The organism is Streptomyces sp. NPDC040405 (assembly GCF_055595765.1).
This window is the reverse complement of the sequence record NZ_JBVIVI010000005.1, coordinates 269,331-290,381: the sequence shown is the minus strand read 5'-3', so window position 1 is coordinate 290,381 and position 21,051 is coordinate 269,331. Positions and strand designations below refer to the sequence as shown.

At 73.0% G+C, this 21,051-nt stretch carries 20 protein-coding genes; 11 read left to right on the top strand and 9 right to left on the bottom strand.

Going from position 1 to position 21,051, the window contains the following annotated elements; genetic code table 11:
* Positions 1-85: 85 nt before the first annotated feature.
* The gene (locus ACZ59A_RS22580; protein WP_470961036.1) at positions 86-1,087 is read left to right on the top strand and encodes an aldo/keto reductase; all 1,002 of its coding nucleotides are present in this window, start codon (positions 86-88) and stop codon (positions 1,085-1,087) included.
* Positions 1,088-1,280: 193 nt separating this feature from the next.
* Here the strand turns inward: ACZ59A_RS22580 and thpR are convergent, their stop codons facing one another.
* The 4 genes from thpR to ACZ59A_RS22560 all read right to left on the bottom strand — a co-directional run bounded on the left by thpR (position 1,281) and on the right by ACZ59A_RS22560 (position 5,302).
* The gene (thpR, locus tag ACZ59A_RS22575; RefSeq protein ID WP_470961790.1) at positions 1,281-1,844 is read right to left on the bottom strand and encodes an RNA 2',3'-cyclic phosphodiesterase; all 564 of its coding nucleotides are present in this window, start codon (positions 1,842-1,844) and stop codon (positions 1,281-1,283) included.
* Between the two features lie 5 nt (positions 1,845-1,849).
* Positions 1,850-3,214 carry an MFS transporter gene (locus ACZ59A_RS22570; RefSeq protein WP_470961034.1) on the bottom strand — a complete coding sequence of 455 codons (1,365 nt, stop codon included), beginning with the start codon at positions 3,212-3,214 and terminating at the stop codon, positions 1,850-1,852.
* A gap of 32 nt (positions 3,215-3,246) precedes the next feature.
* Positions 3,247-3,711 (bottom strand): MarR family winged helix-turn-helix transcriptional regulator, encoded by a 465-nt coding sequence (locus ACZ59A_RS22565; RefSeq protein ID WP_470961032.1) that lies wholly within the window; start codon positions 3,709-3,711, stop codon positions 3,247-3,249.
* Positions 3,712-3,826: 115 nt separating this feature from the next.
* Positions 3,827-5,302 (bottom strand): NCS2 family permease, encoded by a 1,476-nt coding sequence (locus tag ACZ59A_RS22560; RefSeq protein ID WP_470961030.1) that lies wholly within the window; start codon positions 5,300-5,302, stop codon positions 3,827-3,829.
* A 191-nt stretch (positions 5,303-5,493) separates the two neighbouring features.
* On the opposite strand from ACZ59A_RS22560, the gene ACZ59A_RS22555 reads away from it, so the two are divergent.
* Positions 5,494-5,751 (top strand): DUF2530 domain-containing protein, encoded by a 258-nt coding sequence (locus ACZ59A_RS22555; RefSeq protein WP_470961028.1) that lies wholly within the window; start codon positions 5,494-5,496, stop codon positions 5,749-5,751.
* A 28-nt stretch (positions 5,752-5,779) separates the two neighbouring features.
* On the opposite strand, the gene ACZ59A_RS22550 is transcribed toward ACZ59A_RS22555, so the two are convergent.
* Positions 5,780-6,544 carry a calcium-binding protein gene (locus tag ACZ59A_RS22550; protein WP_470961787.1) on the bottom strand — a complete coding sequence of 255 codons (765 nt, stop codon included), beginning with the start codon at positions 6,542-6,544 and terminating at the stop codon, positions 5,780-5,782.
* A gap of 196 nt (positions 6,545-6,740) precedes the next feature.
* Between ACZ59A_RS22550 and ACZ59A_RS22545 the strand changes: the two genes are divergently transcribed.
* The gene (locus ACZ59A_RS22545; RefSeq protein WP_470961026.1) at positions 6,741-7,559 is read left to right on the top strand and encodes an SAM-dependent methyltransferase; all 819 of its coding nucleotides are present in this window, start codon (positions 6,741-6,743) and stop codon (positions 7,557-7,559) included.
* A 7-nt stretch (positions 7,560-7,566) separates the two neighbouring features.
* Here ACZ59A_RS22545 and ACZ59A_RS22540 read toward each other — a convergent pair whose 3' ends face one another.
* Complete coding sequence (locus ACZ59A_RS22540; RefSeq protein WP_470961785.1) at positions 7,567-10,878, bottom strand: sacsin N-terminal ATP-binding-like domain-containing protein; 3,312 nt, start codon at positions 10,876-10,878, stop codon at positions 7,567-7,569.
* A 452-nt stretch (positions 10,879-11,330) separates the two neighbouring features.
* Positions 11,331-12,248 (bottom strand): DUF3027 domain-containing protein, encoded by a 918-nt coding sequence (locus tag ACZ59A_RS22535; protein WP_470961024.1) that lies wholly within the window; start codon positions 12,246-12,248, stop codon positions 11,331-11,333.
* Between the two features lie 392 nt (positions 12,249-12,640).
* On the opposite strand from ACZ59A_RS22535, the gene ACZ59A_RS22530 reads away from it, so the two are divergent.
* The 4 genes from ACZ59A_RS22530 (at position 12,641) to ACZ59A_RS22515 (ending at position 16,316) form a co-directional block, all read left to right on the top strand.
* Positions 12,641-14,131, top strand: a complete 1,491-nt coding sequence (locus ACZ59A_RS22530; protein WP_470961022.1) for an MFS transporter — start codon at positions 12,641-12,643, stop codon at positions 14,129-14,131.
* 62 nt (positions 14,132-14,193) lie between these two features.
* The gene (locus tag ACZ59A_RS22525) at positions 14,194-14,700 is read left to right on the top strand and encodes a hypothetical protein (protein ID WP_470961020.1); all 507 of its coding nucleotides are present in this window, start codon (positions 14,194-14,196) and stop codon (positions 14,698-14,700) included.
* A gap of 39 nt (positions 14,701-14,739) precedes the next feature.
* Entirely contained in the window at positions 14,740-15,465 is a 726-nt protein-coding gene (locus ACZ59A_RS22520) for a futalosine hydrolase (protein WP_470961018.1), read from the top strand.
* Positions 15,462-16,316, top strand: a complete 855-nt coding sequence (locus tag ACZ59A_RS22515; RefSeq protein WP_470961016.1) for a 1,4-dihydroxy-6-naphthoate synthase — start codon at positions 15,462-15,464, stop codon at positions 16,314-16,316. Before ACZ59A_RS22520 ends, ACZ59A_RS22515 begins: the two co-directional genes overlap by 4 nt.
* A gap of 73 nt (positions 16,317-16,389) precedes the next feature.
* On the opposite strand, the gene ACZ59A_RS22510 is transcribed toward ACZ59A_RS22515, so the two are convergent.
* Positions 16,390-16,773, bottom strand: a complete 384-nt coding sequence (locus tag ACZ59A_RS22510) for a cold-shock protein (RefSeq protein ID WP_179935113.1) — start codon at positions 16,771-16,773, stop codon at positions 16,390-16,392.
* Between the two features lie 146 nt (positions 16,774-16,919).
* Here ACZ59A_RS22510 and ACZ59A_RS22505 point away from each other — a divergent pair, with 146 nt between their 5' ends.
* Positions 16,920-17,222 carry a hypothetical protein gene (locus ACZ59A_RS22505; protein ID WP_470961014.1) on the top strand — a complete coding sequence of 101 codons (303 nt, stop codon included), beginning with the start codon at positions 16,920-16,922 and terminating at the stop codon, positions 17,220-17,222.
* A 35-nt stretch (positions 17,223-17,257) separates the two neighbouring features.
* On the opposite strand, the gene ACZ59A_RS22500 is transcribed toward ACZ59A_RS22505, so the two are convergent.
* A complete protein-coding gene (locus ACZ59A_RS22500) occupies positions 17,258-17,893 on the bottom strand; it encodes an HAD family hydrolase (protein WP_470961012.1) in 636 nt (211 codons plus the stop codon).
* Positions 17,894-17,975: 82 nt separating this feature from the next.
* On the opposite strand from ACZ59A_RS22500, the gene ACZ59A_RS22495 reads away from it, so the two are divergent.
* The 3 genes from ACZ59A_RS22495 to ACZ59A_RS22485 are packed head-to-tail and all read left to right on the top strand — an operon-like array spanning position 17,976 to position 21,051.
* Positions 17,976-19,010: a FecCD family ABC transporter permease gene (locus ACZ59A_RS22495; protein WP_468049590.1), complete on the top strand. Its 1,035-nt coding sequence runs from the start codon at positions 17,976-17,978 to the stop codon at positions 19,008-19,010.
* Complete coding sequence (locus ACZ59A_RS22490; protein WP_470961009.1) at positions 19,007-20,125, top strand: FecCD family ABC transporter permease; 1,119 nt, start codon at positions 19,007-19,009, stop codon at positions 20,123-20,125. The genes ACZ59A_RS22495 and ACZ59A_RS22490 overlap by 4 nt, the downstream gene beginning before the upstream one ends.
* On the top strand, positions 20,122-21,051 hold the full coding sequence (locus ACZ59A_RS22485; RefSeq protein WP_470961007.1) for an ABC transporter ATP-binding protein: 930 nt from the start codon (positions 20,122-20,124) through the stop codon (positions 21,049-21,051). Before ACZ59A_RS22490 ends, ACZ59A_RS22485 begins: the two co-directional genes overlap by 4 nt.

The following is a 21,051-nucleotide window of genomic DNA, read 5'->3' as shown; positions in this document are numbered from 1 at the left end:
GTCGGCCTATCCTCAAGGGCCGTCCCGGCCCGCAGGCCGGGACGGCCCTTGATTAGAGCGCACTCCAAGGGATTGGCTGGGACCCATGGAGTACACGCAGCTCGGACGCACAGGTCTCAAGGTCAGCCGCCTGGTCCTCGGCACCATGAACTTCGGCCCGCAGACCGACGAGGCCGACAGCCACGCGATCATGGATGCCGCGCTCGACGCGGACATCAACTTCTTCGACACCGCCAACGTGTACGGCTGGGGCGAGAACAAGGGCCGCACCGAGGAGATCGTCGGCAGCTGGTTCGGCAAGGGCGGCGGGCGGCGCGAGAAGACCGTCATCGCCACCAAGGTGTACGGCAACATGGCCGCCGACGGCGGGCGGCCCTGGCCGAACACCGACAAGCTCTCCGCGCTCAACATCCGCCGGGCCGTGGACGCGAGCCTCAAGCGGCTGAACACCGACTACATCGACCTCTACCAGTTCCACCACGTCGACCGCGCGACCCCGTGGGACGAGATCTGGCAGGCCATCGACGTACTCGTCCAGCAGGGCAAGATCCTCTACGTCGGGTCCTCCAACCACGCGGGCTGGCACATCGCCCAGGCCAACGAGACGGCCCGGCGCCGGAACACGTACGGCCTGGTCAGCGAGCAGTGCCTGTACAACCTGGCCGAGCGGCGCGCCGAGATGGACGTGATCCCGGCCGCGCGGGAGTACGGCCTCGGCGTCATCCCCTGGTCCCCGCTGCACGGCGGGCTGCTCGGCGGCGCGATCCGCAAGGAGCGGGAGGGCGGCGCCGGTGCCCGCACCGCGGGCGGCCGGGCCGCCGACGCGCTGAAGAACCCGGCGGTGCGCGAGCAGATCCAGGCGTATGAGGACCTGCTCGACAAGCACGGCCTCGAACCCGGCGAAGCGGCCCTGGCCTGGCTGCTGACCCGGCCCGGGATCACCGGACCCATCGTGGGGCCGCGCACGGCCGAGCAGCTGGCCTCGGCGGTGCGGGCGTCCGAGCTGACGCTGAGCGACGAGGTGCTGGCCGGGCTGGACGAGATCTTCCCGGGCCCGGGGCCGACGCCGGAGGCGTTCGCCTGGTAGCCCTGCCCGTCCGGAGGGCGTACGGAGGGGGTGTGACCGTGTGCGGTCACACCCCCTGCCTGCTCGGGACGCCCCGGCGGTTCATCCCCCGATGGCGGCCGCGACGGCCACCACGACGAGGATCATCACCAGGGCACCACTCATGATCATGTTTCTGGTCTTCGGATTCACACCCCGAGGTTAGCCGGACCGCTCAGCCGCCCAGCGGCCAGGCCGCCACCACCGCGTACCGCGGCTGCGCCCCGGGCACCCCGGGGGCCGGGGGCCGGCTGTGGACCAGGCTCAGTTCCCGCACGGTCCAGTCGCGGCCCTCGAAGCCCGTGAGGCCCTCGGCGAAGGGCGCGAGGCGGGTGGTCGAGCGGTTGCGCGCGACGGTGAGGTGGGGGTGGTACGGGCGGTGCTCGTCCACGGCGAGCCCGGCCCGGCGGGCCCCCGCGGCGGTGGAGTCGGCGAGCCGCCGCAGGGCGGTGTGATCGCCCGCCACGCCCGCCCAGAGGGCGCGGTCGGAGAACCGGCCGCCGCCCGCGAGCCGCACCTCATGGGGGTGGTGGCGATGGGCTGCGCGGGCCAGCCGGACTTCCAGCTCGGGGCGGACCTCGTCGGCGACCTCACCGAAGAAGGCGAGGGTGAGGTGCCAGCCGGGGCGCTCGGTCCAGCGGAGGGTGTCCGCGCCGGGGAGCCGGTGCAGTGCGTCGACCCGTGCCCCCAGCTCGGTCAGGGCCGGTTCCGGGGGCAGGACTGCGGCGAAGAGTCTCATCGAGGTCACGCCGCCGGAGCCAGCGCTTCCTCCTGCACCCTGGGCACGAAGCTCAGATGCGGATGGCCCCGGCGCAGATCCACCTTGAGCCGGAGGCCGCCCGCACGGGCGAGCATGAGGCCCACCGCGACCGCGGCGGCGGCGGAGATCAGGCCGCCGAAGGCGAAGCCGACCCGGGCGCCCCAGGTGTCGGTGACCCAGCCGATCAGCGGGCCGCCGATGGGCGTGCCGCCCACGAAGACCATCATGAACAGGCTCATCACCCGGCCGCGCATCGCGGGGTCGGTGGCGAGCTGGACGCTGGAGTTGGCCGTGACGTTGAAGGTCAGGCTGAAGATGCCGATCGGCACCATCAGCGCGGCGAAGAGCCAGAAGAACGGAGTCACCGCGGCGGCCACCTCCAGCACGCCGAACAGCAGCGCCGCCCCGACCAGCAGCCGCCGCCGGGTGGTGACGCGGCGGGCGGCGAGCAGGGCGCCGGTGACGGAACCGGCCGCGATCAGGGTGTTGAGCAGGCCGTACGTACCGGGTCCGGCGTGGAAGACATCGTCGGCGAAGGCGCTGAGCCAGATCGGGAAGTTGAAGCCGAAGGTGCCGATGAAGCCGACGAGGACGATCGGCCACAGCAGATCGGGGCGGCTGCCGACGTAGGCGAGGCCCTCGCGCAGCTGGCCCTTGCCGCGCGGCGCGCGCTTGACCGGGTGCAGCTCGGCGGTCCGCATCAGCAGCAGGCCGACGAGCGGGGCGCCGAACGAGAGGCCGTTGATGAGGAAGGCCCAGCCGCTGCCGACGGCGGTGATCAGGACACCGGCGACCGCGGGGCCGATCAGCCGGGCGGACTGGAAGTTCGCGGAGTTGAGGCTGACCGCGTTGCGCAGGTCGTCGGGGCCGACCATCTCGTTGACGAAGACCTGGCGGGTCGGGTTGTCGACGACGGTGACCAGGCCGAGCAGGAACGCGATCAGGTAGACGTGCCAGACCTGGACGTGGCCGCTCAGGGTGAGGGCGGCGAGCGCCAGACCGCACAGGCCGAGCGCGGCCTGGGTGAAGAGCAGCAGCTTCCGCCGGGGGTACCGGTCGGCGATCACGCCGCCGTACAGCCCGAAGAGCAGCATGGGCAGGAACTGGAGCGCGGTGGTGATGCCGACCGCGGTGGAGGAGTGGGTGAGGCTGAGGACCAGCCAGTCCTGGGCGATCCGCGACATCCAGGTACCGGTGTTGGAGATCACGGCCCCGGTCGCGAAGAGACGGTAGTTGCGGACCCTGAGTGACCGGAACATTCCGCCCTTGGCGGGGGCCGCCGAATTACCGGCGGAAGGGGAGTCGGTGTGCGGTGCGGGTGCGGAGTCTGCTCCGGGTCCCGTACTCAAGCTCGTTCGCCTCCTGGCTGCTCGATTTTCTCCTACATATGCGCGAGCTTCTCCAGGACGGGCGCGGCGGCGCGCAGCGTCTCCCACTCGTCCTCGGACAGCTGCCCGACCATGTCGCTCAGCCAGGCATTGCGCTTGCGCCGGCTCTCTTCGAGCATGACCTCGGCCCGCTCGGTCGGCGACACGACCTTCTGCCGCCGGTCCTCCTGGTGTGGCTCCAGCCTGACCAGCCCCTTGGCCTCCAGCAGAGCCACGATGCGCGTCATCGACGGCGGCTGGACGTGCTCCTTGCGGGCCAGCTCGCCGGGGGTGGCGGAGCCGCACCCGGCGAGGGTGCCAAGCACCGACATCTCCGTGGGGCTCAGCGACTCGTCGACACGCTGATGCTTCAGTCGTCGCGACAGACGCATCACTGCCGACCGCAGAGCACTCACCGCGGCCGCGTCATCGAGGGGCTCTTCCGCCGGGGGCGACGGAAGGCGGGACGGATCCGGCATGGTCTTTAGCATAACTCATTACCTCGCCTAATGAAAACCCCGATACGGGTGTCCTCGATCACTCACCCGGGCGAGTGAGAGGACACACCGGATCACCCGACGATCACCCGACCGCTCACACGACTCCGAGCGCCTGCTCGATCGGGTGGAGCAGGAAGTAGACCAGGAAGCAGAACCCCACGGCGACCAGCAGCCACGGGATCTCCCGGACCCGCCGGGTCGCGACGCGCAGCAGCAGGTACGACAGCACGCCGAGGCCGATGCCGTTGGTGATGCTGTACGTGAACGGCATCGAGATCATGGTCAGGAAGGCCGGGACCGCGATCGTGGAGTCGCTCCAGTCGATCTCCTTGACGTTCGCCGCCATGATCATGAAGCCGACGACCACCAGCGCGGGCGTCGCCGCCTGCGACGGGACGACCTTCGCGAGCGGGGTGAAGACCAGCGCGAGCAGGAAGAGGCCGCCGGTCACCACGTTGGCGAGGCCGGTGCGCGCGCCCTCCCCGACGCCCGCCGTGGACTCCACGAAGCAGGTGTTGGCGGAGGCCGAGCCGAAGCCGCCGCCCGCGACCGCGACGCCGTCCACCATCAGGATCCGGCCCATGCCGGGCAGCTGGCCGCGCTCGTCCGTCAGCTCGGCCTCCTCGCCGACGCCGATGATCGTCCCCATCGCGTCGAAGAAGCCGGACAGCAGCACGGTGAAGACGAAGAGGCAGCCGGTCAGGAGGCCGACCTTCTCGAAGCCGCCGAAGAGGCTGACCTGCCCCACGAGCCCGAAGTCCGGGGTCGCCACCAGCGTGTCCGGCACGTTGGGCACCGTCAGGCCCCAGCTCGCGTCCGGGGTCGGGGTGGCGGCGTTGATCGCGATCGCGGCCAGCGTCATGACCACGATGCCGATGAGGATCGCGCCCCGGGTCTTGCGGACGACCAGGACGAAGGTGAGCGCCAGGCCGACCACGAAGATCAGCACGGGCCAGCCCTGGAGCTTGCCCTCGATGCCGAGGCCCAGCGGCACCGTGGTGTGCGCCGCGTCCGGGTTACGGGTGACGAAGCCGGAGTCGACCAGGCCGATCAGGGCGATGAACAGGCCGATGCCGATCGCTATCGCGCGCCGCAGCCCGCCGGGGATCGCGTCCATCACCCGCTGCCGCAGCCCGGAGGCGACCAGGATCATCAGCACCAGACCGGCGAGGACGACCATGCCCATCGCGTCCGGCCAGCTCATCTTGGGGGCGAGCTGGAGCGAGACGACCGCGTTGATGCCGAGGCCCGCGGCGAGGGCGATCGGGACGTTGCCGATGACGCCCATGAGCAGTGTGCTCAGGCCCGCCATCAGGGCGGTCGAGGTGACCAGCTGGCCGTTGTCCAGATGGTGCCCGTACATGTCCTGACCCGATCCGAGGATGATCGGGTTCAGCACGATGATGTACGCCATCGCGAAGAACGTGGCCAGACCGCCGCGGATCTCCCGGGACGGGGAGGAGCCGCGCTCGCTGATCTTGAAGAACCGGTCGACGAAGGGCCGGTGGTTCATGGGTGGTGTCGGCGCCTGCTGCGCGGCATCGACGGGCTCGCTGGCCGAGGGAGACATGGAGGGACCCCAGTGATGGTGAACTCGTGAAGCGGGCCTCTTGGAGGATCGCACAGGACATTCCACCCAGACCCAGAACGGTTCAGTATGAATATATGAATCGCGGATCGCCAAACCGCCCACCGCGACCCGGTGCCTCCACGCCTACCGCGCCCCCCGTACCCCGACCAGCCCACCCGTAAGCTGGACCCATGACGAAGTGGACACCCCGGCACGAAGCGCCTGCACCCCTGGAGGGCAATGTCGTCGCCACGATCATCGGCGGCACCATCGTGTGGTTCGTCCTCTTCCTCGCCCAGCTCCCGTTCTACGGCTGGTACGCCGACCACGGACATCTGTGGTTGCTGTGGACCTGCCTGACCGGCGGCGGGCTCGGGTTGCTGGGCGTCTGGTACGTACGGGCACGGGACGCGGCCATACGGCGCTCCTCGGAGAGCGACGCCGACTGAACCGCGCCCCGCGCTTTCGTGGCGTGTGTTACTTCACATCCACGTAGTCGCCGCCCGCCTTCACCGCCGGGGTCGTGCTGGTGCCCGCGAAGTTCCAGCGGAACCAGCCGTCCTGGGCGGCCTTGACGGTCGTCTTGAGGGCGCCGCCACTGCCCGACTTCACCGCCTTGACGACGGAGTAGGTGGAGCTGTCGGCCTTCCGGAACTCAAGGTTCACCGGCTGGACGGTATAGCCCGCGTACTTGCTGGTCTCCCAGTTGGCGCGGGTCAGGGCGCCGGTGACCGTGATGGTCTTGCCCTTCTTGACCGGCTCCGGCGCGGCGTCGACGGTCAGCTTCGAGGCGCGCTGCACCGCGAAGGACCCGGCCTTGTCGGCGCTCAGGTAGTCGCCGTCCTTGGCGTCGATCCACACATTGGCGTACCACCGGCCCGCCACACTGTTGTCGATGAAGTCGACCTGCGGGTCCAGGATGAAGGTCGCCTTGCAGGTCGAGGTGGTCGGGTCCCCGGCCGCCTCGGCGCACTTCACGGCGCCGGTCGGGGTCGCATACCCGTACGAAGGGCCGTCCAGGTACAGGTCGGCGCCCTGGATGCCCGAGTCGTCCTTCGCGGTCACCGAGACCGTGAAGGTCTTGGCGCCCGAGGTGCCGAGGACGACATTGGTGCCGCTCACCGCCACCTTGGTGATCGTCGTGTCGCCGGAACCGTCCGCCTGTGCCGCCGGTGCGGCGAGCCCCCCGAGAACGGCCGCGGTCGCGGTGGCGAGCACGGCATAGGTCATGCGCTTGCGCATCTGCATCCCCCACAAGATGAAGAAGGCTCCGGTGCGTTGACCTGCGTCGAGATGGACGCCGACGCGAACACGGAGCCGAGTGTTGCGCAACTGTACGATTTTCACCGGCTTTTCACAACATCATTGGAGCTTCACAGAAGCCCGTTTTTGATGGAACGTCATATCTTCTGACTGACTGCTCAGTAACATGCGCGGTATGACCGGTCACCGTTTTCGCTCCGCCGAAATCGACACCAGCAAGCCCCACTCGGCGCGCATGTACGACTACTTCCTGGGCGGCAAGACCCACTACGCGGCCGACACCGAGGCCGCCCGGCAGGTCGAGGCCGTCTGGCCCGACGTCAAACCGTGGACCCGCGCCAACCGGTCCTTCATGCACCGGGCGACCCGCTGGCTCGCCGCCGAGGCGGGGATCCGGCAGTTCCTCGACATCGGCACCGGCATCCCCACCGAACCCAACCTGCACCAGATAGCCCAGCAGGCCGCCCCGGACGCGCGGGTCCTCTACGCGGACAACGACCCCATCGTGCTGGCCTACGCCCAGGCCCTGCTGCTCTCCTCGCCCGAGGGCCGCACCACCTACATGCACGCCGACATCACCGACCCGCGCGGCATCCTGGCCGCCGAAGAGCTGCACGACACGCTCGACATGAGCCGGCCGGTCGCGCTGTCGCTCAACGCGGTGGTGCACTTCATCGCGAACGAGCAGAAGCCGTACGACATCGTGCGGGAGCTGGTCGAGGCGCTGGCCCCCGGCAGCTATCTGGTCCTCTCGCACGGCTCGCTCGACCCCCGGGGCGGGGTCTCCGACGCGGTCACCCGGCTCTACCGGGCCAGCGGCATCCACGTCCAGGGCCGCACCTACGAGGAGATCCTGCCGTTCTTCGACGGCCTGGAGCTGGTCGAACCCGGCGTGGTGATGCCGCACCGCTGGCGCCCCGAGAGCGAGCGGTCCAGGGCCTCGGCGGAGGCCCTGGACCTGTGGATCTACGCGGGCGTGGCCCGCAAGCCGTGACCCGTCCTCAGTCGAACCAGCGGGCGCGGGCCAGCTCCTCCGTGCGGGTGAGGTCCTCCAGCAGCGCCGCCACCTCGAAGCGGCGGGACCAGTGGCCCGCCGCCCAGGACAGGCCCGCCGCCACGCCCTCCACCGTCGAGGCGTGCAGCGTCCCGTCGGGTCCCTTCACGTACCGCCAGTCCAGCTCGGTGCCGCCCTCGATCAGCAGCTCCTCGTGCTCGACGTACGACAGCGGCGCGCCCGGCAGCAGTTCGCGGACCGCCGCCGGGACGTCGTGCGTCTCGCCGCGCGAGGTCACCGGCGCCGGGTACGCCTCGCTCAGCCGCCGCACCTGGAACAGCTCCGCCAGCTCCGCCGCCCGCGCCGGGCGCACCGGCAGCAGGGCCCGGCCGTCCGCCTCGGCCAGCGGCATCAGATCGGGCGCGTCGGCGACCAGCACCGAGTCCGCGTCGACCACCCGCGGCTCGCCCTCCACGATGGCGCGCAGCTCGTCCGGCAGGGTCACCCGCTCGGGGTCGAGCTCCGCCAGGCGGCCGTAGACCGCGTGCAGCTGCGCCGGGGTCACCGGGCGCTCCGGGTCGGCCAGCCGGGCCAGCAGCTCGGCCGCGCCGCCCGGCTCGTCCAGCAGCGCCGTCACGGACGTCCGTACGCCGAGCGCCCGCAGCACCTGCTCGTCCTCGAACCCGGCCGCGTCCACCGCCTCGTACAGCCCGGCCAGCAGCGGATCGCCGCCGGCCGCGCGCAGCCCCGCGGGGCGGCGGCCGTCCAGCACCGGGTGGCCGCGCAGCCACCACGCGGTGTACGAGCGCACCGACTCCGTCGTGCCGTCCGGCAGCAGGATCCGCACCCGCTGGGTCAGGGCGTCGCGCAGCGGCGGCTGGGCGAGCATGGCCAGGGCGCGCGGCCAGGCGTCGTCGTCCACCAGGTCCAGGTCGCGCACGGCGACGATCTCGGTGGCCACCGGCGGCACCGGGGTCTCCGGCAGGCGGTCCAGTACGTCCTCGCACCACACGTCCACGGCGTCCAGCACGCCGACGTCGTCCGGCTCGGCGAAGTCGCCCTCGCGGGGATCCAGTTCGTCCGGGTCCAGCACCACATCGGTGGCCCGGACCAGGGTGAACCCGGCCAGCACGCCGACCGCGGACAGCGGCTGCTCGCCCCAGCGCTCGGCGAGGTCCGCGTCGCACGCGGCCAGCTCGCCCTCCCGCATCACCTGCTCGAAGGCGCCGCCGGGGAAGACCAGTTCACCGGCGGGCGCCAGCTCCCCGTCCTCGTCCGGCAGCGCGAGCGCGGCGAGCCACGGCTCGTCGCCGGGCGCCAGCCGGGCCTGCTGGACGAGGCCGAGGACGGTGTCGGCCAGGGTGTCCGGGTCCAGCGCGGCGACGGGCGCCGCGCCTTCCTCCGCGAACGGGTCGTAGTCGTCCTCCGCCTCCAGCGAATGCGCGACGGCGGCCCGCACCTGGGGGGTGGTCAGCACGGCGCGCGGGGTGGCGGGGGTCGCGCCCAGCTTCTCCAGCAGCGGATGCGCGGCCTCCGGATGCGCGACCTTCAGGCCGAGGCGGGCCAGGGTGCGGTGGGTTTCGCGCGCGGAATCCCCGTCTTCGCCTGGTGCGCCGGTCTCACCGTTGATGTCCCCCGGGAGCGGCAGCAGCACCTGCCGGGGCCCGATCGTCGTCCGGCCGTCCGCCAGCGGCACCGGCAGCCCGCTCAGCCGGTCCGGGTCGGTACCGGCCAGCGCGTCGTACAGCCGCCGCCACCACACCGGGTCGCGCTCGACGCCCGCCAGCCGGTCGATCACCTCGCCCAGCGGCACCCGGGCCACGTCCAGCGCCCGCAGCTCCTGCCGCCGCTCAAGACCGGCGGGCAGCAGCGTCGGGAACAGCTCGGCCAGCACCTCCACGGTCTCCGCGCCCGCGCCCTCCACGATCTCCGCGTCACGGGGGCGCAGCGCGTACGGCTCGCCCTCGAAGGTGCCGCGCGAGAGCACCGCGTCGTCCCAGCCGAGCCCCGCGTCCGCGTCCGGCGCCGCCTCCGGCTCCAGGACGTCCGGCGCGGCCGCGCTCGGCAGGAACGGCACCCGCGGCAGCCGCTCCAGCACCCGCGCCCGCAGCTCCCCGTCCAGCTCGCCCTTGCCCAGCAGGCCCGGGACCAGGCCGATCGTGCCCGTCCCCACCGGATGCCAGTCGCGCAGCAGGGTCGCGTACGCCTCGGCCGCGCGCTCCACCAGGAAGGCGGTGAGCGGGCCGGGCGCGGTGTGGCGGCGGGTCGGCTCCAGCGGGAACGAGGCGATCAGCAGCGCGGGCAGCCCCAGCGGCTCGTCGGTCGGCGTCGGCGCGTGCACGACCGGCGCCGTCCCGGGCCGTACCGGCGCGCCCTCGGCGTCCACCGGCACCGCCCAGGTCACCGACCACACCGGGCGCAGCCGCTCCTCCACCGGGCGGTCGGCGAGCAGCTCCGCGTCCAGCTGGCCGCTCGCGCGCTCGGTGCGCCAGCGCGTCGTACGGCGGTCCTTGTCGCCCCCGGCCGCGGCGCCCTTGTCGCTCTCGTCCTCGATGACCGCGTACGGACCGTCCTCGTGGCGCCGCAGCGTCCGCAGCCCCTCGACCGTCTCGACCACGACCTCGGCCAGCCCCGGCAGGGTCAGCAGCAGCGCGTCGTCGACCGCCGTCAGCAGCCGCTCGGCCACGTCCAGCGCGGCGCCGTCCCGCAGCGGCAGCACCACGACCGTGTCGTACCCCTCCGGCGCGCTGCCCTCGGCGGGCAGCGGCAGCCGCAGCAGCGGTACGTGGCCGTCGCGGCGGCGCAGCTCGTCGGCGAGGCCGGGGCTGCGCAGCGCCGCCTTGTGGGCCAGTTCGCGGGCCTCCGCCAGCGACCAGCGCACCCCGCCCGAACGGCCCACGACCGCGGGCTCGTCGCTCACCGCGAGCACCGCCGCGAAGCCGACGCCGAACCGGCCCACGGCCCGCCCCGGGTCCTCGTCGCGCTTGGCCGACGCGCGCAGCGTGGACAGCGACTCGGCCCCGGCGGCGTCCAGCGGGGCGCCGGTGTTGGCGGCGACCAGGACGGCCGGTTCGCCGTCGGTCGCCGGGCGCAGCGTCAGCCGCAGCCGCCCGGGTACGCCCGCGCGGGCGGCGGCGTCGGCCGCGTTCTGGGCCAGCTCCACGACCAGCCGGTCGCGGTGGCCGCCGAGCGCCAGGTCCTCCTCCGCGTTGGCGTCCTCCCGGAAGCGGGCGGGCGACGCGGCCCAGGCGTCCAGCACGCCGCGCCGCAGCCGCGCGGTCCCGAAGGGATCCGCGTCCTCGGTCGCGCCTCGCACCATCGCCGTGCTGCTCACGTATCGCCTCCGGGTCCTGTGGTGTGCCGCCACAATCCACATTGCTAGACCGCGAACGTACCCCTATCCGAGACGAGCACGCGTCCCGCCCTCTCCCCCGAAGGCGGGCGCACGAGCGCCCGGGCCCGGGCCGCGGCAGGCCCGCATCCCGGGTGCGCTGCGGGTCCGCGACGGGTGCGCGTCCGGCCCGGTGCGGGAACGTGCCCCGGGCCGGGGTGCGCTGCGAGGCAGGCGCGGGAGGGCGTCCCGGGCCGGGGGGCGCGCCCGGTATGGCCGGGTGCCCGACGCGGCCCCGTGCTCGGCCCGGCGGACGCCAACGGCGCGGCGGGCACGACGGGTACGGCACGGCCCCGGGCCCGGCGCGGGAGGGCTCCCGGGCCGGGGGCGCGGCCGGTGCGGTCCGGGTGCCCGGGGCGGTCCCGGGCGCCCGGGGGGGCTTAGGAGTGGCCCAGTTCCTCCGCTGGGGCGTCCGGTTCCACGGATCCGCCGGTGCGGTCCGGGTGGAGGCGCATGGGGTCGACGAGGGTCTCGTCGATCACCGGCTCGGCCGGGCGCGGGGGCTTGGGCATGACGGCCGCCTCGGAGTGGGCGCCGCAGCCGTACGCCAGGGAGACCACCCGGCCGTCCGCCGGGCTGAACTCGTTGGCGCACACACCGAACGCCTGCTTCAGCGAGCCCGCGAGGGGCATCAGGAAGCCGCAGGTCACGCACGTGCCGGGGGCCGCCTGCGCCATCGGGGACTTGGCGCCGTACGCCTCGTCCCAGCGGTCGGCGGCGACGTGCAGCCCGTAGCGCGAGAGCACCCGGGCGCGGCGCATGCCCAGCTCCTCGGCGAGGGCCGCGATGGTGCCGGTGACGGGCGCGGCCGGTTCGGCGGACGGCGGACCGGCCGTCACGTCGGCCTCCTCCACCGCCGCGAGCTGCTGCATCTCCTCGGAGACGGCGGAGTTGGGCGGCGGGGCGTCCTCGCCCGAGTAGCCGGGCTCCAGGCGCAGGTCCTCGGCCTCGGTGGGGAGCAGATCGCCCGGGCCCATGTCGCCGGGGCGCAGCCGCTCGCTCCACGGCACCCACTCCGGGGCGAGGAGGGCGTCCGGGCCGGGCAGCATGACCGTCTCGGCCAGGGTGACGATCTTCGCGCGGGAGGCGCGGGTGACCGTGACCGCCCAGCGCCAGCCGCGATAGCCCGGCTCGGCGCTCTCGAAGAAATGCGTGACGACGCGGTCGCCCTCGGCAACCGCCTCCACATGCTCGCCGACCGTCCCCGGGCGGGCCGCTTCCGCCGCCGCCTCGCGGGCGAGTTCGACCGCCTCGGCGCACAGGCGGTCGGGGGTACGGCTCCGCATCGCAGCACTCACAGGATCGATTCTCTCTTCCACGCCGTCTCAGCCGTCGTCTGACGAGTGCGCCAGCCGTACGGCCGGACGGCGGGACTGCGGACGGAGCGGACCATGGGACCGCGTCGACGTCCACACCCGATCCGGCCTCGAGCGCACCTTGTACGTCCCATTCTGCGGGATGGCGACTCGGCGCATGGCCAGGAACGACCGTGGGTGGCGCGTTACGCACGCTACCTTGTCCGGCCGCGCCGCCCCCACCCCCGTCTCATGTCCGGCGTTCGTGATTGCACCCGCCGGATGGTCGTTTTCGCTGGCCAGACGGGTGTTGGGCGGGTAGGAGAACAAGGAGTCATGACCGGAAAGCCGTCGTAGGTCTCACGTTGCGGGCGGCTTGGCGGCACCATGGTCGGGTGGCAGCGACGCGGTTCCACGACGACGGCCCGATCAGAAGATCGGGCCGCCTACTCGGCCGCGCCCTCCATTTGCCGTTCACCGCGACCGGCCGCGGCATCCGGCGGGCCACCCACGCCCATGGGGCGGGCGAGTCCGGGCTCGGCAAGCTGATCGAGCTGCACGCGGTCAACTCGGCCGGTGACATGCTGATCACGGTCGCGCTCGCCTCCACGGTCTTCTTCTCGGTGCCGACGGACGAGGCACGCGGCCGGGTCGCCCTCTATCTGGCGATCACGCTGGCTCCGTTTGCCGTTCTCGCGCCCGTGGTCGGCCCGCTGCTGGACCGCATCCCGCACGGCCGCCGCGCGGCGATGGCGGGCTCGATGCTGACTCGCGCGCTGCTCGCGCTGACCATGGCGGGCGCGGTGGTGGGCGGCGGCCTGGAGCTGTATCCGGCGGCGCTGGGCGTGCTGGTGGCGTCCAAGGCGTACGGGGTCGTCAGATCGGCCGTCGTACCGCGGCTGCTGCCGCCCCGCTTCTCGCTGGTCAAGGCGAACTCCCGGGTGACCCTGGCCGGGCTGCTGGCGACCGGGGCGGCGGCCCCGGTCGGCGCCGGGCTGCATCAGCTGGGGCCGAGCTGGCCGCTGTACGGGGCGTTCGTGATCTTCATGGCCGGGGCGTTCCTGTCCTTCACCCTGCCGCACAAGGTGGATTCGGCGAAGGGCGAGGCCAAGGCCCGGCTGACCTCGGGCGAGCACCACTTCGGGCACCGCGCGGCGGGGCCGAAGGCCGTGCCCGCGACGGCACCCGAGGTGGTGACGGTCGCCGACCCGAAACCGGGGGGCGGCACCCCGAACCCGGGCCCGGGCGGCGGGCGGTTCGGCCGGTGGTTCACCGGGCGCGGCAAGAAGCCCGGGCTGCGGACGGTCGGCCCGTCCGTCCTGCACGCCCTCCAGGCGTGCGCCTCGCTCAAGGCGCTGTCCGGATTCCTCACCCTCTACCTCGCCTTCCTGCTCCGCGAGCATCCGGTGGGCGGGCTGTCCCCCGAGTTCTCGCTCGGCCTGGTCGCGGTCGCGGCGGGCGGCGGCAACGCGCTGGGCACGGCGATCGGCGCCTGGCTGAAGGCGCGCGGCCCGGAGCGGATCATCGCCGTGGTGCTGACCTCGGCCCTCGGTGTGATCGTCTTCTCGGCGGTGCTGTACGGCGCGATCACGGTCGCCGCGGTGGCCGCCACCGCGGGCATCTCGCTGGCGCTGGGCAAGCTGTCGCTGGACGCGCTGATCCAGCGGGACGTGCCGGAGGAGGTCCGTACGTCGGCGTTCTCCCGCTCCGAGACCACCCTGCAGATGGCGTGGGTGGTCGGCGGCGCGGTGGGCATCTCGCTGCCCCTGAGCGGGGTGGTGGGCATGGCCGCCGCCGCGACGATGATCGCCCTGGGGGTGGCCGTGAGCGTACGGGGGCTGCTGTCCGCGGCCCGGCACACCACCGCGCACCCCCGGGTGGCGTGAACCGGCGTCGCGTTCCACCACCCCGGCGCCGCGCGGCCGAGAGCGCCCGATAGCCTGCCCGCATGACCGCTGCGCTGTTTTCCAGGGGCAAGGGCCGCAGGGCCACCACCGCCGCCTGCGCCGTTGCCCTCGGGCTCATCGCCCTCTCCGCCTGCGACAAGCCGACTCCGCTCGCGACGGTGACGGTCGGTTCGAGCACCGTAACGGCGGAGGCGGGCAAGGGCTGCTTCGGCGACGGAAAGAACCTCGGCTCGGGCACGTTCAAGAAGTGCCTGAGCGCCAAGCCCGCCCACACCGTCAAGGTGGGTGCCGGGGACAAGGTGCGGATCGGGGTGGACCCGGAGATCGCCGAGTCCAGCTGGGGTCTGATCGCCAACAACCCGGTCATGGCCGAGGCGAGCAAGGAGACCTACCGCAGCTTCGACAGCGACACCCTCTTCGCGCAGCAGAACCCGCAGACCGGGCAGACCACCATGTCGAAGAGCGTCACCATCACGGTCGCCGAGCTCGGCGACGGCTCCCAGGGCGTGAAGGGCATCTGGCGCTTCAAGCTGGAACGGGACAGCTGAGGTCGCCGCTCACCTCGGCACGACAGCCGGGAGGCGCTGATGCGCGTACTGATCGTCACCGCCGTCCCCGCGGAGCGGGACGCCGTGGTCCGCGGCTGCGCGGCGGCCGACGTCGCTGAAGTCGCCGTGCCCGGCGGCGTGCTGCACCGGCTGCGGAGGGGCGGCACCGTCGATGTGCTGGCCGCCGGGGTCGGCCCGGCGGCAGCGGCGGCCGGGACCGCCGTCGCGCTGACCGTCGCCGCCGCCCAGGGGACCCCGTACGACCTCGCCGTATCGGCCGGTATCGGCGGCGGCTTCGCGCCCCGCGCCCCGCTGGGCTCGGTCGTGGTCGCCGACGCCGTCGTCGCCGCCGACCTGGGCGCCGAGACCCCCGACGGCTTCGCCGCCGTCACCGACCTCGGCTTCGGCACCGTCGAACACCGGCCACCGCCCGCGCTCGTCGACGCCGTCACCGAGGCGACCGGGGCCGTACGCGGCACCGTGCTCACCGTCTCGACCGTGACCGGCAGCGCCGAGCGGGCCGCCGCGCTGCTGCGGCGCCATCCGGGCGCCGTCGCCGAGGCGATGGAAGGCTTCGGAGTGGCCGAGGCGGCCGCCGCCCAGTCCGTGCCCGTACTGGAGGTGCGGGCCGTCTCCAACGCGGTCGGCCCGCGCGACCGGGCGGCCTGGCGCATCGGGGATGCGCTGGACGCCCTGGCGGACGCGTTCGGGCGGGCCGTACCCGCCCTCGCCCCGGACTTGGACCTGGAAGGAAGCCAGCAGTGACCGCACAGCCGCTCACGATCGCCTACTCGCCCTGCCCGAACGACACCTTCGTCTTCGACGCCTGGGCCCACGGCCGGATCCCCGGCGCGGCCGCGCCGGACGTCACGTTCGCGGACATCGACATCACCAACGGGATGGCCGAGCGCGGCGAGTCCGACCTGCTCAAGGTGTCGTACGCGGTGCTGCCCTGGGTGCTGGACGAGTACGCGCTGCTGCCGTGCGGCGGGGCGCTCGGGCGCGGCTGCGGCCCGCTGGTGCTCACCAGGGAGCCGGGCGCGGCGAAGGACCTCGCGGGGAAGACGGTCGCGGTGCCGAGCGAGCGTTCGACGGCGTATCTGCTCTTCCGGCTGTGGGCCGCCGCCGAGGTGCCGGGCGGGGTCGGGGAGATCCGGGTGCTGCCGTTCCACGAGATCATGCCCGCGGTACGGGACGGCCTGGTCGACGCCGGACTCGTCATCCACGAAGCCCGGTTCACCTATCAGAATTACGGCCTGCACTCCCTCGCCGACATGGGCGAGCACTGGGAGCTGACCACCGGGCTGCCCATCCCGCTCGGCGCGATCATCGCCAAGCGCTCGCTGGGCGCGGAGCGACTGCGCGAACTGGCCGAGGCGATCCGTACGTCGGTCCGGATGGCCTGGGACGACCCGGAGGCGTCGCGTCCGTATGTCCTGGAGCACGCCCAGGAGATGGACCCGCGCGTCGCGGACCAGCACATCGGGCTGTACGTGAACGAGTTCACCGCGGATCTGGGCGAGGACGGCTACGCGGCGGTGCGCGGACTGCTCACACGTGCCGCGGCCGAGGGACTGGTACCGCCCCTCGGCCCGGACGCACTGGAATTCGCCTAATTCCGTTCGCTTTTACGTTCGCTCACCGGCGTTTACCGGCGTTTACCGGCGTTTACCGGCGCGGGGTGGCGCCTCATACATCGAGCTGGTCGGCCACGGCCCGCAGCATCCCCGCGATCTTGTGGCCATGCGCCTTGTCGGGATAACGGCCCCGCTCCAACTGCTGCGTCACGTTCTCCAGCAGAGTGGTCAGATCTTGGACGATCGACGCCAACTCGTCCGGCTTACGCCGCTGCGCGGCCGCAACGGACGGCGCGGGGTCGAGAAGCGTCACCGAAAGCGCCTGGTCACCGCGGTTTCCCGCGACGACACCGAATTCAACGCGCTGCCCCGGCTTCAGCGAATCCACGCCTTCCGGGAGCACCGACGAGTGCACGAAGACGTCACCGCCGTCATCGCGGGAGAGAAAGCCAAAGCCCTTCTCACTGTTGAACCACTTGACCTTGCCGGTAGGCACGTCTGTCCTCGTCCTCGTCGCTCGTCGGAAAACACGGAAAAACAGCTCTGGATAGCACTACAGCGGGTCGTAAGACCCGCCACCACCAAGGCTAATGGTCCCGAGCCTGGTGACAAGACGTACCCGGGTGGTTCCGGGTGGTTGGTATGCGCGCTCTGGCACCGATCTACCCTGGTGCGGTGAGCAACGAAACCCCGCACGGCGGACCCCCTCCCGGCGACCGCCTCGTACGTATCGGCGTGATCGTCTTCGCCGTCGGCGCGATCGCCACCCTCGCGACCGTCGCGCCCCTGTTCCTGGGCGCCGACCCGCTGCCGTCGGTCGCGTACTTCGTCTGCATGCTGATGGGCGTCGGCTTCGCGCTCGCGGCGGCCGGGATGCTGCGGTCGATCGCGGCGCAGCGGCGCGAGGCGGCACGGACCGCGCGGGCCGCGCATCACGAGTCCTAGGCCCTGTCCGGCGGGAGAGAGCCCCCGACGAGGGGTTACGCCGCGGTGTGGCTCTCCAGCCACGCCGGGAACGCGGTGAGGTCGTCGAGCACGATGTCCGCCCCCGCCTCGCGCAGCTCCTCCGCGGCGCACGGCCCCGTGGCGACCGCCACCGACACCGCCTCAGCCGTCCGCGCGCCCCGTACGTCGCCGGTGTGGTCCCCGACGTACACCGACGCCCCGTACTCGCGCAGCGCCTCCGCCTTGGCCTCCGCCCACAGCCAGCCGATGACCGCGTCCGCCTCGATGCCCAGGTGGCTCAGGTGCAGCTTCGCGTTCGGCTCGTGCTTCGCCGTGACGACGATGGCGCGCCCACCGGCCCGCCGCACGGCCGCTATCGCCTCCCGGGCGCCGCGCATGGCGAGGGTCGGGGGGATCGCGAACTCCGGATACAGCGACCGGTACAGATCGCCCATCTCCCCGATCCGCTCGTCCGGGAACCAGTGCGCCAGCTCCTGCTCCAGCGGCGGGCCGAGCCGGGTGATGGCGAGTTCGGCGTCGATGGGGGTTCCGGTCCGGGCGGACAGCTCCACGTAGGCGGCCTTGATGCCGGGGCGCGAGTCGATGAGGGTCATGTCGAGGTCGAAGCCGACGGTCAGGGCGGGAGTGTTCGGTGCAGCCATGCCCGTCATTGTGCCTGGCCCTTGCATACACTAAGCGTCGCCTTACCTGCTCCGATCTCACGCGCGAGTACCGAACGATTGAACGGAAGCGATGTCTGCCGACCGGCCCAGCAGCCGAAGTCCCAGAGCCGCACTGGTCCGGCGCCGCGTCGGCTGGACGGCCGCGGCCGTCGTCGCCCTCCTCTTCGCGGTGCTGCTCAGCCTCGCCCTCGGCAGCCGCCAGATCGCGCCGAGCCAGGTCCTGGACGCGCTGCTGCACGGGGGCACGAGCGACGCCGCCGACATCGTGCGGTCGCTGCGGCTGCCGCGTACCGTCGTCGGCCTGATGGTCGGCGCGGCGCTCGCCATGGCGGGCACCGTGATGCAGGGCGTCACCCGCAACCCGATCGCCGACCCCGGCGTGCTCGGCATCAGCCAGGGCGCCTCGGTGGGGGTCGTCCTCGCGATCGCCTTCGCCGGGGTGCACACGCTCACCGGGTACGTGTGGTTCGCCTTCGCGGGCGCGGGCCTCGCCTCGGTCGCCGTCTACGCCATCGCCTCCGGCGGGCGGGGTGGCGCGAGCCCGGTCAAGCTCGCGCTCGCCGGGGCCGCCGTCAACGCCCTGCTGGTGTCCGTCACCTCGGGCGTGCTGACGACGAAGGCCGCGGCGCTGGACGAGTTCCGGTTCTGGCAGATCGGCTCGCTCGCCGGGCGCGACGCCGAGATCGTCGGCCAGATCTGGCCGTTCCTGCTGGTGGGCACGGTGCTGGTGGCCGCGGTCGCCCGCGGCCTCGACGCGCTGGCGCTCGGCGAGGACGTCGCGAAGGGGCTCGGCCAGAACATCGCGGTCGTCCGCGTCCTCGCGGGCCTGGGCGCGACGGTCCTCACCGGCGTCGGTGTCGCCGCCGCGGGCCCGATCGCCTTCGTCGGCCTCGCGGTCCCGCACCTCGCGCGCGCGGCGGTGGGGACGGACCACCGCTGGGTCCTGCCGATGGCCGCGCTGATCGGCCCGGTGATGCTGCTGATATCGGACGTGGTGGGCCGTCTCGTCTTCCCGCCGAGCGAGGTCCCCGCGGGCGTGATGACGGCCCTGATCGGCGTCCCGTTCCTGGTCACGCTGGTGCGACGCAGGACGGTGACGGCATGACCCCGGCCACCACCGCCGTGCGGCGCCCGACCGCACGGCCGCCCGGCTACGGCCTCCTCCGCACCGGCCGCCGCGCCTCGTTCCTGCTGCACCGCCGCGCGGCCGTCGTCGCCGTCGCGCTGACCGCCGCCACGGCGGCCGTCTGCGTCGCGTACCTCTGCCTCGGCGAAAGCCTCATCGCGCCCGCCGACGCCGTACGGGCCGTCCTGCACACCCAGTACGGCATCGGGCAGCCCACCCCGAACGACCTCGTCGTCGGCACCCTCCGCCTCCCCCGCATGACCCTCGGCCTGCTGGTCGGCGCCGCCTTCGGCATCGCGGGCGCGCTCATCCAGACCGTGGCCCGCAACCCGCTGGCCAGCCCCGACATCATCGGCGTCTCCCAGGGCGCGAGCGCGGTCACCGTCGGGGCGATGACGTACGGCGTGACGGCCTACGGCGTGCTGCCGTACGTCTCCGTCGCGGGCGGCCTGGCCGCCGCCGCGCTCGTCTACGTCTTCGCCTGGCGCGGCGGCCTCCAGGCCACCCGCTTCGTCCTCATCGGCATCGGGGTCGCCGTCGCGCTCCGCTCCATCACACAGCTCTTCCTCACCAAGGGCGACTATCTCGTCGCCCAGCAGGCCAAGGTGTGGATGACCGGCTCCCTCAACGGGCGCGGCTGGGAGGAGGCCACCCCGCTCGGCTGGGCGCTGCTGTTCCTGCTGCCCGCCGTGCTGTGGGCGGCGCGGGCGCAGCGCACCGTCTCGATGGACGACGACACGGCGACCGCGCTGGGCGTACGGCTCGGACGGGTACGGCTCGGGCTCGCCACCCTCGGCATCGTCCTCGCCGCGATGGCGACGGGCGCGGCGGGCCCGGTCGACTTCGTGGCGCTGCTCGCCCCGCAGGTCGCCCGCCGCATGACCCGTACCGCGCAGATCCCGCTCCTGTGCTCGGCGCTGACCGGCGCGTTCATCGTCGTCGCCGCGGATCTGCTGGCGCGCAAGGCTTTCGCGCCGACCGAACTGCCGGTGGGGGTGCTGACCGCCGCGGTCGGCGCCCCGTATCTGATCTACCTGCTGCTGACGTCCGGCGGACGCGGCCGCAGCGGCCGCAACGGAGGCACCACGGCATGACCGCACCCGCGTCCACCGCTACGTCCACGTCCGGGGCCGAGGCCGAGTCCGGCAGGCTCGCCGCCCGCGCGCTGACCCTCGCCTACGACGACCGGACCGTCGTGGACGGCCTCGACCTGGTGATACCCGACGGCGAGGTCACGGTGATCGTCGGCCCCAACGCCTGCGGCAAGTCCACCCTGCTGCGCGCCCTCGGCCGCCTCCTCAAGCCGCGCGGCGGCGCCGTCCTCCTCGACGGGACGGACCTCGCCCGCATCCCCACCAAGAAGATCGCCCAGTCCGTGGGGCTCCTCCCGCAGACCCCGGTCGCCCCCGACGCGATCACCGTCGCCGACCTCGTCTCCCGCGGCCGCCAGCCGCATCAGCACTGGTGGCAGCAGTGGTCCGACGAGGACGAGCGCGCGGTCGGCGACGCGATGGAGCGTACGGACGTCCATGCGCTCGCCGACCGGCTGGTGGACGAGCTGTCCGGCGGCCAGCGGCAGCGCGTCTGGATCGCGATGGCGCTCGCGCAGGAGACCGGCCTGCTGCTGCTGGACGAGCCGACGACGTACCTGGACATCTCCCACCAGGTGGAGGTGCTGGACCTGGTGCGCCAGCTCAACCACGAGCGCGGCCGTACCGTGGTGGCCGTCCTGCACGACCTCAACCAGGCGGCGCGGTACGCGGACCACCTGATCGCGATGAAGGCGGGCCGGATCGTGGCGCGCGGGCGCCCGTCGGAGGTGGTCACGGCGGAGCTGGTGCGGGAGGTGTTCGGGCTGGAGTCGGTCGTCGTACCGGACCCGGTGACGGGCAGCCCCCTCGTCGTCCCGGGCGCGCCATGGCGGGCGCCGGGGCAGGCGGGGCGCGCGGCGGACGACGCGGCGGACGACGCGGGGGCCGATGCCGCGCCGGACGCGCCGGCGGCGGCGGAGCGCGACTAG

Bases quoted from the DNA above. Each gene is read 5' to 3' on its own strand.
- ACZ59A_RS22580 (WP_470961036.1), top strand. From the start codon at position 86: ATGGAGTACACGCAGCTCGGACGCACAGGTCTCAAGGTCAGCCGCCTG.
- thpR (WP_470961790.1), bottom strand. From the start codon at position 1,844: ATGAGACTCTTCGCCGCAGTCCTGCCCCCGGAACCGGCCCTGACCGAG.
- ACZ59A_RS22565 (WP_470961032.1), bottom strand. From the start codon at position 3,711: ATGCCGGATCCGTCCCGCCTTCCGTCGCCCCCGGCGGAAGAGCCCCTC.
- ACZ59A_RS22560 (WP_470961030.1), bottom strand. From the start codon at position 5,302: ATGTCTCCCTCGGCCAGCGAGCCCGTCGATGCCGCGCAGCAGGCGCCG.
- ACZ59A_RS22555 (WP_470961028.1), top strand. From the start codon at position 5,494: ATGACGAAGTGGACACCCCGGCACGAAGCGCCTGCACCCCTGGAGGGC.
- ACZ59A_RS22550 (WP_470961787.1), bottom strand. From the start codon at position 6,544: ATGCGCAAGCGCATGACCTATGCCGTGCTCGCCACCGCGACCGCGGCC.
- ACZ59A_RS22545 (WP_470961026.1), top strand. From the start codon at position 6,741: ATGACCGGTCACCGTTTTCGCTCCGCCGAAATCGACACCAGCAAGCCC.
- ACZ59A_RS22540 (WP_470961785.1), bottom strand. From the start codon at position 10,878: ATGGTGCGAGGCGCGACCGAGGACGCGGATCCCTTCGGGACCGCGCGG.
- ACZ59A_RS22525 (WP_470961020.1), top strand. From the start codon at position 14,194: ATGACCGCTGCGCTGTTTTCCAGGGGCAAGGGCCGCAGGGCCACCACC.
- ACZ59A_RS22520 (WP_470961018.1), top strand. From the start codon at position 14,740: ATGCGCGTACTGATCGTCACCGCCGTCCCCGCGGAGCGGGACGCCGTG.
- ACZ59A_RS22505 (WP_470961014.1), top strand. From the start codon at position 16,920: ATGCGCGCTCTGGCACCGATCTACCCTGGTGCGGTGAGCAACGAAACC.
- ACZ59A_RS22500 (WP_470961012.1), bottom strand. From the start codon at position 17,893: ATGACGGGCATGGCTGCACCGAACACTCCCGCCCTGACCGTCGGCTTC.
- ACZ59A_RS22495 (WP_468049590.1), top strand. From the start codon at position 17,976: ATGTCTGCCGACCGGCCCAGCAGCCGAAGTCCCAGAGCCGCACTGGTC.
- ACZ59A_RS22490 (WP_470961009.1), top strand. From the start codon at position 19,007: ATGACCCCGGCCACCACCGCCGTGCGGCGCCCGACCGCACGGCCGCCC.
- ACZ59A_RS22485 (WP_470961007.1), top strand. From the start codon at position 20,122: ATGACCGCACCCGCGTCCACCGCTACGTCCACGTCCGGGGCCGAGGCC.